5 protein-coding genes are annotated in these 14,032 nt (G+C 46.9%); 1 reads left to right on the top strand and 4 read right to left on the bottom strand.

Annotated features, from left to right (window positions below):
* Window positions 1-234: 234 nt before the first annotated feature.
* On the top strand, window positions 235-2,085 hold the full coding sequence (locus tag BLT02_RS01145) for an IS1634 family transposase (protein WP_242869663.1): 1,851 nt from the start codon (window positions 235-237) through the stop codon (window positions 2,083-2,085).
* Between the two features lie 280 nt (window positions 2,086-2,365).
* Here BLT02_RS01145 and BLT02_RS01140 read toward each other — a convergent pair whose 3' ends face one another.
* The 4 genes from BLT02_RS01140 to BLT02_RS17025 form a co-directional block, all read right to left on the bottom strand.
* Window positions 2,366-3,334 (bottom strand): hypothetical protein, encoded by a 969-nt coding sequence (locus tag BLT02_RS01140; RefSeq protein ID WP_139187347.1) that lies wholly within the window; start codon window positions 3,332-3,334, stop codon window positions 2,366-2,368.
* A complete protein-coding gene (locus BLT02_RS01135; RefSeq protein WP_139187345.1) occupies window positions 3,331-3,771 on the bottom strand; it encodes a hypothetical protein in 441 nt (146 codons plus the stop codon). The genes BLT02_RS01140 and BLT02_RS01135 overlap by 4 nt, the downstream gene beginning before the upstream one ends.
* Window positions 3,772-4,219: 448 nt before the next feature.
* Window positions 4,220-13,417, bottom strand: a complete 9,198-nt coding sequence (locus BLT02_RS01130; RefSeq protein ID WP_175453627.1) for a Cna B-type domain-containing protein — start codon at window positions 13,415-13,417, stop codon at window positions 4,220-4,222.
* Window positions 13,329-14,006, bottom strand: coding sequence for a hypothetical protein (locus BLT02_RS17025; protein ID WP_175453626.1), 678 nt, complete (start codon window positions 14,004-14,006; stop codon window positions 13,329-13,331). Before BLT02_RS17025 ends, BLT02_RS01130 begins: the two co-directional genes overlap by 89 nt.
* Window positions 14,007-14,032: the final 26 nt, after the last annotated feature.

Raw genomic sequence — 14,032 nt, 5'->3', positions numbered from 1 at the left:
GAACGGTACTGATTTCCTTTCTTCCGGTCTCCCTGTCTTCTTCAACAAAAACAACCTCAGCCGATTTCTCTGCAGTGCTGTTGTCAAGGTCAGTCCGGGTCTTTGACACCTCGAATCTATGAAAGGCGCATTGCGCCTGTTTTTTTGCGTCAAATTTTGATTTCCTACTTTTCCTAAACTCCTAAATAGTGTATAATAAGGTTATCAGAACACTATATACAGGAGAAGTCAGGTATGAGCATACATGCTGTACAGATAAAGGGAAGATTCTATATTCTCAAGGACATTACTAAAAATGGGAAACATTCGACCATGACCATTGAAAAACTCGGTACTACTGAAGAGATCATTGCTGCCCATGGATGTGAAGACGCCAAAAAGTGGGCAAAACAGCACGCGCTGGAACTGGATATGAAGGATCGGGAAGAGAATGACCCGGAAGGCCGGCACTTTGTTCTTGCCAGGGACAATGTAAGGATCCCAAAAGGTGAGAGGAATTCCTTTAATGTCGGATACCTTCCCCTGCAGAAGATCTACTATGATCTTAAATTCCCATCGATCTGCAGGGCTGTTTCCAGGCAACACAGCTTTGATTATGACCTGGATACCATTTTTTCAAGGCTCATCTACAGCCAGATCCTTTTTCCTGGTTCAAAACTCAGGGTCACTGAACTCTGCAAAAAGCTTTTTGAGCATCCGGAGTTTGAATACCATCAGGTTCTCCGCGCCCTTTCGGTGATACATGAGCATTTCGATGACATACAGAGGAGCATCTACAAAAACAGCTGCAAGGTGGTCGACAGGAAAGCCGGTGTCGTCTTTTATGACTGCACAAACTACTATTTTGAAATAGAACAGGAAGATGAGGACGAGCCGGCTGGCAGCCACGGCTCTTTTGAGGAAATGGAGGAGAAAAAAGGGCTCCGGAAATACGCAAAGAGCAAACAGCATCAGCCTGCTCCTGTCGTACAGGTGGGGCTCCTGATGGATCTCACTGGGCTTCCGATCGCTATCATTGTCACGAGCGGCAGCCGGAATGAACAGCTGACCATGGTCCCCATAGAGAAAAAAATCCTCCAGGGTTACGGTATCCATGACTTCATCATCTGTACGGATTCAGGCCTTTCCAGCGAGGAGAACCGGAAGTTCAACAACTTTTCCGGCAGGGCCTTTATCACAACAGTTTCTATAAAGAAGATGTCCGCAAAGGATGCTGAATGGTGCCTCTCCCCGACCGGATGGTTTATGGAAGGTGAAGACAGGACGCTCAAAAGGCAGTATGACATCACCAAGCTGGAAGAGACCGATGAAGACAGGGACAAATACTATAACAGGATCTTTTATAAAGAAAAATATGTTGAATCGTACGACGAGGAGCGGGATATCTCCTTTAACCAGACTCTGCTGGTGACTTTCTCCCTTAAATACAGGGATTACATAAGAAATATACGGAACGCGCAGGTCGAAAGGGCAAAACGCGCAATTGAACAGGGCAGGACAAAGATTGAGAGAAAAAACCAGAACGACTTCCGGAGGTTTGTAAAGTCTGAGAGCAGGACCCGGAGCGGGGAAAAGGCCACCAGGACGAAATATCTCATCGACGAAGAAGCCATTGCCGGGGAATCGGTATATGACGGTTTTTACGCCACCATGCATAACCTTGAAGAGGCGGAAACCTCCGATGTCCTGAAGATCACAAAAGGAAGATGGGAGATAGAGGAATCCTTCCGAATAACAAAAACAGAAATGCGGGCAAGGCCGATTTACCTGGCACGCAAAGACCGGATCTGCGCACATCTCCTTATCGTATTTATCGCTCTTCTGTTCTACAGGATCCTGGAGCGTAAACTGGAAAACCATTATACAGACCAGCAGATCATGGACTGTCTCAGGGAAATGAATATAGCAAAGTACCCCAATGAGGATTCCTATATGCCGGCTTATACACGGACCGACCTTACGGACGATATACACAGATATCTTGGATTCTGTACGGACTATGAACGGATGACTGACTGGCGGATGCGGGGGAACTGCCGCATCACCAAGGGTACATCCAAACGGAAAAAAACTGACTCCCGATAGCAAAACAGGATGGCCGTCATGGCCATCCTGTCTGTTATACATTCCATTCGACTGCGGGCTCTGTGATGCTGTCTTTCATCTCCTGCAGATCCTCCCTCCATGTCCCCCGTTTAGGAAAGTTTAGGAAATCGGGGCAAAAAACTGAGAATTATTTTTTTCGCGTGGGAATCACGTTTTTCTGCCTTTTTAGCTCTCCGAACTGTCAAAAACGGGTATTTCGACCAAGTACATTATACAAAGCATCTAATATAAAAAAGCGTCACAGACCCAAAAAAAAAAATCAGCTGTCCTCCTGCCCGGTCCGTTTTTCTGCCACGAAAGAGGATCCCTTTTTCGTATGTATCAAGTCTAAATTCAGCCTCTTGTCATCCGTTTCATCATTGTTATCCGCGCTGTCAGTCTCAAGCAGATTCAGAACGGTACTGATTTCCTTTCTTCCGGTCTCCCTGTCTTCTTCAACAAAAACAACCTCAGCCGATTTCTCTGCAGTGCTGTTGTCAAGGTCAGTCTCTTCCTCCCCCCAGTCGATCTGGCTCATGTTGAAATCGCACGCAAACCAGCCGGTGATCTTCTCGCCGGCTGTAAGCTGACTTCCGTCAGCATCGTAGGTATTCTGATTCTTCTCAATTGTATAGGGTACGAACGTAAAGATCAGGTCCTGACCGAGATAACTGCCTTCTTCGTCAAAGATATTCTCCGCCCGAACTACCGCGCTGATGTATTCCTGCACACCATCCACGAGTTCTTCATCAGGTTTTCTGTCTCCCTCGACAGCTTCCGCGCCCAGATATCTCTGCGCTTCTGCCTCCGCCTCCTGCTCCATAGATGTATAAATACCGTTCTCAGTAAGGTTGATCGCTTCAATCTGCTTGTCCGTCAGATGAAGGTTGCCGGGCAGACGGTATCTGGCAACAGTATTTGACTCGTTCAGGCTTGCAGCAGGAATTATGTATGCGAAATAAGCTTTGACCAGATCGGTCGAAGAAAGTTTTGTATCTTTCTTTACTTCCTGCCAATCCGTAATCCCAGCGCTGTTGGACGGAATGTCATCGCCTTCCTCCGCATGGAAATAGTAGAAGCCGGTATCCTTTGTCATCACGGCATCCATATCCACAGGATCCAACTGAGGTATGGAAGGATCGGAAACAGCTGTTTCCTCCGTCATGTCCGTCATACCTGCAGTTCCGTCTTCCGACGGTTCTCCGGGCATTGCATCAGAATCAGCAGAGTCATCCCCTCCCGATGTCAAGTAGACGCTCCGCCTGCAGCTTCGTCCGTTGCGGCTACAGCGCTGCTGTCTTCCTTATAACACTCCGTACTGTGAATATGTGATTCTTTACCGCAGACAAGGACTTTTTCATAGCAGGCATCTGTGTGGCTGTGTCCCCCGCTCTCTTCCAGGTCACACACCAGCTCTCCGGTATCGGTATAGCAGCTGTCATCGTGATGATGACCGTCACTTTCTTCCTGACCGCATACGAGTCTGGATTCATAGCAGCTCTCATCATGCTGGTGCTCTTCGATTCCGCATACTGCCGTCTTTTCGATTGTAATTGCCGGCAGAACAAGTGCGTATGTTGTTATGAAGACCACAAGGGCAGCAAAGCCGCTTACTAAGCGGTACCATGTCTGACGAAATCTTCTGTCCTTCAGCAACTTCCTGATTATTTCTAGTAATGCTTTCATGATGACTCTTTCCTGGTGACTGACCTGGCTGATGACGGGAATTGCCATTTTATTGACATTTACACATTCACCCACGCTCGATGAACATAAACAAAACGGGCGGCTGATCCTCAAAAAAGTATATAATCGCTACTTTGCCCATATAACATTCAGTATATAATGCATAAGATCAAAAAAACGTCAAAAGGACATGTGTTAAACATCGAAATCAGGTAAATATTCAATATCAGATAAATATTCGTTTGCGAATTTTTTTTATTTAGCATCTGCAAAATACAAGGCAGAAATCTCCATACAACATTTCTGACCTGAATAAAAACAGCCGGAAAACACATTAGCCGGGCGTCTTCCGGCCTTTTTGCTTTACCGAACTGTTAAAAATGGGATTATATAAAAACAGAAGACCTGCTTCTTAGGCAAGTCTCCTGTTCTTTCATTTTGATTTACATTATCGTGCTGTGTTTCTCCGTCTCTTCTTCATGACAAATCCCGCGCCTGCAAGGCCGATCAGTGTGATACCTAAGAGATAGAGCATGTTGGTGCCGTGGCCGCCGGTATGAGGGAGAGCAGCACCGGGGGTATTCTCAATAGTAACATTCTTTGCATCCACATACCGGAATGTACCATTATCGGTAAAATCACCAGCGTCCTGCACGATTCCGTTTTCATCCACCTGGAAATGCCATCCGTTGCTTTCAGTCATAACATATCCATCCGGAGCCTTTGTTTCATGCAGATAATAATATCCAGGAGTGATTCCTGTGAACTGAAGCATTCCCTTTGTTTCATCGTTCGCATTACTGGTAGTCCCGGTCTCTCTATACTGTCCTTCTGTTACCTGATTTGTAGTCTCAAGAGACTGTACTTTAGTAAGCTCAAATTCAGCGTTGCCCAGCTTAATAGTATTATCGCTTGCATCGATTTTGAGGATATTAATTGTTATCGGCAGAATGTTATCAATATTAACTTTGCCGTTTTCCGGTACTACAGCTAAAGGATCTGTATCCGGTTTGACATTTTGTCCATCAACCGCTGCCGCTGTCTCAACCACTCTGTATTCGATAGAAACAATATTCTCACCGCTCTTTTCAAACTTCGGCAAGCTTCTCCAGGCAGCTTTCCAGGCATTGGCATCAGCTGTTTCAGCTACTGATAATATCTGCGGATTCGTTACGCCTTCCCGCTCAACCTTAATCCAGTTATCTCCAACCTTCTTCTGAAGTTCAAAGGTTGCAGACGCATTGGTCAGCGCAGCGTTGGCATAAGCTCCTGCATCTTTCCAAGTCTTTGTGGCTTCAATATTTGTCAGTTCAGTGTTGATGAAATTATTACCGTCAGCTTCCATCATATAGCTGATGGTATGCTGACCCGCTCCAGTTCCTTCAGTCACAATGACAGCGGTTTCTTCAACACGATACTCATACTCAATCGGCGGATCACTGGTGTAATCAGAAAATCGCGGCAAATTAGAATACGTATACGTATCGCCATCCCAGCTGAGGCTTATTGTTCCGGTTGCTGTCAGTTGTACTTCTTCCCACTGGGAGTCGTCTGTCACGGGCCTATTCGTACGGAACAGCTTGAGTGTGATCTGTTCCGAATTATTATGCTGCCGACCACCATCAATCCAGGTTTTTGTACCGCTGACACTGGTGGTTTTTCTGACATTGGTGATGGTAACGCCGCCTTCACCTCCGATCTGCGTGTAGGTATACGGAATCGAACCATAAACGATGTCGGACTGCGCACTGGGACTCTTGAACCTTACCCACACATCGCCGTCCTTCATATAAACGGTTGCGGCTTCTTTATTTCCTACCTTAACAGTTTTGGGAACACCGGAGATGATTGTGAGACTATCTCCCGATGCATTCATGATTCCGCTGAACTGACGGCTTGCATCAACCGCCGCCTGCTTAATTTTGTCAAGTTCTCCCTCTATCAGAGGTCTTGGTGTCCACACAACATAGCCCTGTCCGTGTCTCACGACAACAAAGCCCAGGTCAGCGCCTTCACAGACCAACTGATTCTCTGCAGTATAACTGTTAATAATGTGCGCTTCCGCCGTTCCGGCCTCATACGCCGCCTGCATCTGTTGAATAGTGGTATCGTAATCGCTCGTGTATCCCGCCGGAAGAATTTCCTTTATGGTATACACTGCAAGCGTCCCGGTCGCCTCACCATCCTCATCGGTATTGAATATGGGCAGGTTGGTGAACTTGAATGTCCATCTATTTGAATCCACGTTTTCTCCTGTCGGCGGATTCACAGTGGTCGTTTTATAAAGCACGCCGTCCTTATAGAGCTTGACTGTGATGGACGCAGGCCTGGTCCCGGTGCCGTCATCGTCCCAGATCTTGACGCCGTCAATTTCCATCTCGGGCATGTAGTGATCGGAATAGCTGTTAGTCAGGGTCGTCGTGACACTGTTATCATATACCACTGTGTTCGAATCCGACAGATAATAACCGTTTTCCAATTCGTCCTCTGTCCAGCTGTATGCAATCTCATCCCCTTCTTCGTCATATCTGGGCAGGTCGGTAATTGTCGCTTCCCAATGATTCCCATCGTTCAGTGTAACACTTTGACCGTTTGAGAGCGTAACCACAAGGTTATCCTGATGACTTGTAACTGTGCCGTCTTCGTTTAATCCATCCTCCCATACTTTCCTGACTGTGACATCCACGTCTTCGGTCGTTCTCTGGTTGTAAGCGGTCAGGACGCCGGATTGAACCGACTCTGACGAAATCTGCGTCAGTTCATAACCTTCCGGCACAGACTCCTCAGCAATCGTATAATAACAGTTCTTGCCATTATATGTAGCTGGCAGGGTTGTACTGTTATCAGAAAGCAGTCCATCACCCGACAATGTGAACTGTTGGGACCAAGTGCCATTTGCTCCGAGGGTAAGGGTCTTTGTGCCTCCTGTTGAAGTGTAGCCTTCAGATACTGTATCTGTATTGCTAAACTGAAGTTGTCCAATTCTGTCATTTTGATAACCAGACCAGTTCCAGTTCTGTGTTAATACCGTGATCTGCTTGTCTTCGCTAATATTAGGAATCGTAAGACTCCGATAATATGTATTACTTGTAACAATCGAAGACTCATAATGCGTTCCATGTTGATCAGTTACAGTTATGCTTTCGACGCTGTTTGTTGAATTATTATAACCCCAATTAATTGTCAAGTTACCGTTCCCGGAGCCCGACCGAGTAGTAAAACTGGACGTTGAATTACTATAACCTCCAGAGCCATTACCAGTATACCTGAAATCAACATCTACATTATAAACTTTCGGCGCATTTTGCACCCATTGCTCCAGTTTCAGATCAAGAGTCCCATCATATTCTCTGGGATTCCCCTCAAAATCCAGCCATTGCTTGCGAACGGTCAATGCATCTTCACGGGGCTTGTTCTTCACCGTGAGTATAAGCTTATTCTCGTCTTTCGTTACTCCTTCAGGCAGCGTTCCGTCAATGCTCAGCACGCCATTGGCCACCGTAAAGAACACATCGTCAACTGCATCGTATCCTGTGGGCGGGGTCTCGACCAGCTTATAGCTGCCGTCCGGCAGATTGATGAACTCGTATACCGCAGTATCATCTTCATCGTTGCCAGGCTTAACGCTCATAGGATCATCCGGCCAGTTTTCGCCATTCTTTTTGTACAGGCTGAACACAGCGCCTGTCAGGGGCTTGTTATTTTCATCCGTCTTCTTCACGGTGAGATCGACTGAATATACCTTATTTGTATAAATGATGTGATTGTCCCTGTCCGGCACGATCCTTCCCGTAATAGTAGTACTGCCTTTAAAAGTCGAACCGGATTCCACACTGTTATTGCTTCTGATTTCCCTGCGGATATTTACGAAATTATAACCCTCCTGATCTGTTTCCTTGATAGTATATGTCGACTTTGAGGGAACGTTGGCTATATCCAGAACCTGATTCTGGTTAATTTTCATCACAGCCTTGACATTATTGTCGTCTATGTGTTCCATCTGGTTGCCATAGAGTGAGATCTGTTTCGTTACGTCGTTTTCCACATATTGAATGAGCGTCGGTCCGACAACGTCCTCGTCAAATATCCCCCCTGTTATCTCATCAATGCACACCGCGGGACACTCCGCACCCGATTCTGTCGTGAGTGTGAATTCATGAGCTTTGTGATCGATCGTATTCGTTTCCGCCTGGAAATAATGAAAATTCCCGTCTTCGTCAGTGCTGTGATAGAACAGACCATCAACGCCGTACCATGGAATATGGGTGCCTGTAAAGCGGCCGGGGTGAAGAGGATCCTTGATATCGATTTCATACTCAAATTCGGTATTATCTGTCGGTAAAGGTGTACGTCCATCCTTGTCGACGATATCCTTCTCCAGCCTGATATAGCCGCGAAGATTATTTTCAATCTTCAAAGAAACGAGCCAGTCCTCTTTGGATATTTCTTTGATACTGATAATCGCATTATTCTGTTCGTCCCTGTTGAATGTGACACTCTTCAGCTTCCCGTCTACCAGCATGGGGTGATAAGTGGGAGCATCAAAGTCAAATTCATAGGCGTCCCGAGGAGCATCCTCAGGGATGATCTCCTCGATGGTATAGTCATGCCCCGTTTCAAGAATGTAATAATCCGTCGAGCCATAACGGTAAGGAGGCCCGTATTTATCTTTGTCCAATCCCAGAGCGTCCATACGCGCGTCGCTCAGCATCAGACCGGTGGCGATTGCAAAGTCTTTCGACCAGCTTGTGCCAACGGGGACGGAAGGCCCGGAGTTCCCATTCAGCAATACATATCGGACGCTGTTCTGATCCCAATCATATTTGGTGCCATCCCAGCCGAGAGTCAATGTTGTATAGTATGGTGATTCGTCTTCATCATCATCCGGATTCTCCTGTCCGTCATCCGGGTTCTCCTGCCCGGTGTCCGGATTTCCCTGTCCGTCGTCCGGATTTCCCTGTCCGTCATCCGGGTTCTCCTGCCCGGTGTCTGACCCTTCAGAGTCCGTCTCTGTTTCTTCTTGATCCACGATTTTAATGCCGTATTTGATTTTGAATTGCGTCGGATTTCCATCTTCATCATAGAGCAGCTGAGCAAGCGTTGAAGGATTTCTTTCAATTCCCCACGCCTTCTGAAGCTTCGTTTCCGTAGAGGTCAGTTCCATGGGGTCCGGTGTTTCCAGATCCTGATAATACGGACCATGAATTGTGGGATCGCCGTTTGGCTGGCCGTTAACCGTTTCCATTTCGACAACGGAATAATGAATCTTCTGATCCGTGTTAGTCAAGACAGCGAAGGTTCCGTCAGGATACTTGACGATGGAAGGGAATCTGCTGACACCGCCGATTTCAAATCCCTTTGTGTCTGTCAGATCCTGATAAGTCTCATTTTCCGGGCTTGTATCCCAGGTATACCCATCCAGTCTATTGTTCAATCCGGCAACGTAGTCGTATGCTTCCTGATCCGGCCAGACCACAAAACTGACGGAATAGGTACAGTCGTTCATGAGAATGCCGACCGGTGAAAGATCCCATTCCAGTTCACCGGTTGTGGTGTTGACATCCGCAAGGGCCATCCTGTACTCGTCACCCTCTGCAGTTGTTACAGAATAGAGTGTCTTACCACCGACTTCGGTTGACTCGGCAATATAGTTTTTTGTTGCGGAAGCGGGCACGTTGAACGTCACCGTGGGGCTGCCAATATCACCCGTCGCCGTGACTGTATAAAGCACGGTTCCGGATGTGTCCTTAACGGTGTATACATAGCCGTTTGTCTTGCCCTGCACAATGGTCGTGGTCATGGCGTCGGTGGTCAGCGTATCAGTTATGCTGACGTCGGCATGGCCGATGACATCCGCGATGGTCTGGAAGATATGGCCGAGTTTGTCTTTCAGGGCATCTATCGTCTGCGCATCAGAATAGTATTCCTTTACATAATCGTTCTCCCTGTCATCGTTGGGATCTGTTCCCTGATTGTAGGCATAGTTTGTAAGATAAACTGAATAAATATCATTCTCTTTATCCGGGTTCCTGTATGTAAAAATGTTATAGAAATGATAATTAGCAAGGTTCCTGGCCTCTTCTCTGGCTGCGTTATACGAATACATTTTATCCATGTTTCCGGCTGATTCATTATCCAAAGCCGCCCTGGCCGTGTTTGTAGGCTCGCCGTCTGTCAGGAAAATGACATAGTAATCTTCCTCAGGTTTATTTGCTTCAGCCTGTTCTTTGGCTGAGATCACTTCATACGCGTACTGGAGCGCCTCTTCCCAGTTTGTTCCGGAGGCATAGCGAGTGCTGTCAATGGCATCCAGCAGACCGCTTAAATCATCATTTTCGCCTTTTCCTGTCACCCAGCCTGCGTGTTCTGTTTCTGATGCCCATGCATTTAAATTACCGCGTCGATAAGCAAAGCTGATGAGTGCAATCTCTACAGTGTCCGGTGTCTCAGTCGTATTATAAGAAAGCAGATTATCGATTACCTCATCCAACGCCTCCTGTTCAGCATACAGACGGGTTGTTTTGCTCTTAACATATATGGGATAGTTTTCTGGATAGTTCACAAGCGTCGATCCGTTATCATACCGCAAATGGTATTGTCCCCAATCCCAATGACCTGATTCCCACCATCCGGCAGGCTCATAATCTGTGTTTAATTCCACATATTCACCATCAATTACACCATAGAACGCGTAACCTGTACCAGGATGGATATCTCCTCTGAAAGTGGTTTCATCTGTATTCCATGTCCCATAATACCAGAACTGCTCTTCATCGCTCACCGTATTCGTAATCATACTGCTGGAGCGGTCCATTACAAACAATACATTAGCTTTTTTCTGCTGCTGTCGTATCACAGACTGAGAGTTACCCTTCACACTCAAAGTCAGAGTATAGGTTCCGTCGTCATTCGGTTCCAGAGTTTTGTTACCTGTTGGGTATGGCAAGCCAGAATCGTCATTTTCATACGATGATTCCTGTCCATCGGTTCCTCGCAGAGCGATGGGAGGAATTACGCTGCTTCCTTCACCTTTGCCGATATCATCGGAACTGATGCTTCTCATAGCTGCAGAAGTGCTCACCGGAGTGAACTTTGAAACATGAGGCGGTGTTTCCACATCATGCGTTGCCTGCTGAATATAAGTGCCGATGACCGAGAAGGAATCCTGTTCATAATGAAAGCTGACTACAGCATCACCCTCGACGTCCGTCTTCACTTCTTCAAGGATCTCAACATTACCTTCCTTGGTAAAATGCACCACACCAGGCTTTGTATTGTCCAACATCAACAGGCCGTCCGTATAGGTGATTTCCACCTGAACCGGTGCCTTCGGCTCGATCTCTTCGTCCTGATAAACCAGTTTGAGATCGAAGAACCGCGCCATGTTCACGTTAATATTTTTCACCTCGGATGCTTCGTTGTCAGATTCTATCTGACTCTCTGACTCAGAATGCGTCCTGTTGACCTCGGACCAGGTTCTGCCCAGATATTGTAAGTATTCCTCCGTGTCATGCTCAATCTCATCAGCCTCAAGCTTCGTTCCTTCCGGAAGCTCGGCATCTTCGTCGTAGGTTACGGTGATCTTGAAAGAAATACCATCCGCAGTCAGTACGTTTGTGCTGATCTGCGCATCCGTCACTCTGATCGTAAACACTTCACCATTCTTCATTGTAACGGTCAGAGTCTCTTCGCTCGTAAACGGCTGTACACTAATCAAAGCCCAGTCTCCGGCTTCCACCGTCTGCGCATTGATCTCCGCAATCTGCCCCTCTGTCAGTTCTGCACTATACTGGCATTCCAGCCCGTTGGCTTCCTTCAGTCCGCCAACTGTTCTGTCGCTTTCAGCCTTTCCGACCCATACCAGCTTCGGTGAGGAGAATCCCACACTCTCCACATCCGCGACAAATTTCCTGGTCGCTACCGATACAATAACATTAACATTATCCAGCGTGAGCGGCGCAGCTGCCGAATCATTTTTATCACCTTCGGTTGCATTTTCCGATGCATCAATGTTTTCATCGTCTGAAGAGTTTGCATCACCAGTTATCCCAAGCACTTCTACCAGTTCTGTCAAACTTACAAATCCGCCTCCGGGAAGGCTGAACCGGAAACTTTTTCCGTTCACCGAATACGATAAATCCACCGTATACACAAGGCCATAAATTGAAAATGACTCAGCCTCAAAGCTGATTTCTGTGACCTCTCCACCTTCATAAGCAGTGTCATCTTTTTTATCGGAATCTGCAGTGGATTCCATCTGCTCTACACCGCCCTCCCCGAAATGGAGGACTGTGGGATCAGTATTCTGCAGATCTTTGGACGCGGACTCAGAGTCAGATGTATCATCAGAAACATCCTCAATATAAATATTTACACTCACAGGTACTGCGGGTTCAATCTTATGGGATGTTCCGTCCTCGTCTGTCACAACAATCTCAATATCAAAGAAACGGGATGCCTGCGTATCAACCTCTGATTTTTCATCCCCTGACTCAGAAATGTGTTTCCTGGTCTGCGCAAGGCATGACTCATAGGCCTCTTTATCCGTTTCTGCAGTGATCTCACGCACTGAGAGTGAAGCATCTTCAGGAATCTGAGCTTCTTCTGTGTAGTCCAGTCTGATCCTGTATCCGTCGCCATTTGAAGTCAGTGTACCGGATTTGAATTCCTGCACACCCTCTTCCTGAGAGTCTTCCTCCGATACATCAACAACTTTCTTTTCAACCAGCTTCAGTGAACGGCTGATCTCCTTAATGTTCTCCCTGTCATCCTTCTCCGCAAATATAATATCCGCGGTCTTAATGATGTTCTTTTCAACTTTGGGCTCTGCAGGCTGAGCTTCCGCTGTCTCTTCCTCTTCTGCAGCCTGAACTGTCTCTTCCTCTCCCGCAGCCTGAACTGTCTCTCCCTCTTCCGCGGCATGAACTGTCTCTTCCTCTTCCCAGTCAATCTGGTCCAGGTTAAAATCGTATGCAAACCAGCCGGTGACTTTTTCGCCGGCTGAAAGGAGATTTCGCTCCGCATCATAAGTTTTCTGATTCTTTTCAATCGTATAAGGTATAAAGGTGAAGATCAGGTCCTGTCCGATATACTCTCCCGCATCGTCATAGATTTTTTCCACACTGACAATTGCGCTGATATACTCCACCTCGCCGTCGGTCAGCTGCTCATCGGGCTTCCGGATTCCTTCTATTGCTTCCGCGCCGAGATAATACTGATACTCCGGAGAAGACTTATCATACCCCGCAGCAAATCCGTTCTCGTTCTTGTTGATCGCTTCGATCTGTTCATCAGTCAGGTGGATGTTCTCCGGCAGGCGATACCGCGCAGTCGGATTGGTCTCATTCAGGCTTCCTGCCGGAATTGTGTAGGCAAAATACAGTTTGACCAGATCGGTCAATGTAAGCTCTGTGTCATTCTCCACCTGCATCCACTCTGTAATATCCGAACTGTTGGCAGGAAGCTCTTCCCCTTCCTCCCCATGGAAATAGTAAACATCCGTATAATCATTGAGCAAGGCATCCATGTTCATAGGATCAAGCTCGGGAATATAATTGTCAGCAGAGAGATTCATTCTGCACAGTGTCTGCGTCGTCCTCAATGGATGCATTTCCGCTATCATCTGCAGTGCGATTCCAAGCATCATCCAGGTCATCTTCCCGGCTATCGTCTGCAGCAGCGGGATCGCTTTCATTTCCATCTTCAGACTGCGAATCTGTATCATCCTCCGTCTTATAGCACTCTGCGCTATGAACATGCACTTCCTTTCCGCACGTCAATACCTTTTCATAGCAGGAAGCATCATGTGTGTGTCCATCGGATTCTTCAATCCCGCAAACGAGTTCTTTCACTTCCTGATAGCATGCGCCATCATGTGAATGCTCGTATTTCTCACAGACAAGCTCCCCGTTTTCGTCATAACAATCCTCATCATGTACATGTTCAGGAACATCACAAGAGAGCACACTCTTCACTGCATAGCAGCTGTCTGTGTGCTGATGTCCTTCGCTCTCAGGAAGGTCACATATGAGTTCTTCTTCATAGCATTCATCAGTATGCTGATGCTCTTCAATTCCACAGGCAGCCTGTTTCTCCAAGGTAATAGCAGGCAGGATCAGGGCATATGTTGTCACAAAAACAATGATCGCGGAAATCATGGAGACAACACGTGTCAACAATGTACGAATTCTGCGGTCACGGAGGATTTTTCTGATCTTTTCCAGGAGCTTCTTCATTTCTATTCTGTCCTTATTTATAAATA

The organism is Sarcina sp. DSM 11001 (assembly GCF_900101015.1).
In the GTDB taxonomy this organism is placed as follows: Bacteria; Bacillota; Clostridia; order Lachnospirales; family Lachnospiraceae; genus CAG-791.
The sequence above is the reverse complement of the archived record's forward strand: the minus strand, read 5'-3'. Positions and strand labels throughout refer to the sequence as shown.

Excerpts from the sequence above, each read along its gene's own strand:
- BLT02_RS01145 (WP_242869663.1), top strand. The coding sequence starts at position 235 with ATGAGCATACATGCTGTACAGATAAAGGGAAGATTCTATATTCTCAAG.
- BLT02_RS01135 (WP_139187345.1), bottom strand. The coding sequence starts at position 3,771 with ATGAAAGCATTACTAGAAATAATCAGGAAGTTGCTGAAGGACAGAAGA.
- BLT02_RS01130 (WP_175453627.1), bottom strand. The coding sequence starts at position 13,417 with ATGATGCTTGGAATCGCACTGCAGATGATAGCGGAAATGCATCCATTG.
- BLT02_RS17025 (WP_175453626.1), bottom strand. The coding sequence starts at position 14,006 with ATGAAGAAGCTCCTGGAAAAGATCAGAAAAATCCTCCGTGACCGCAGA.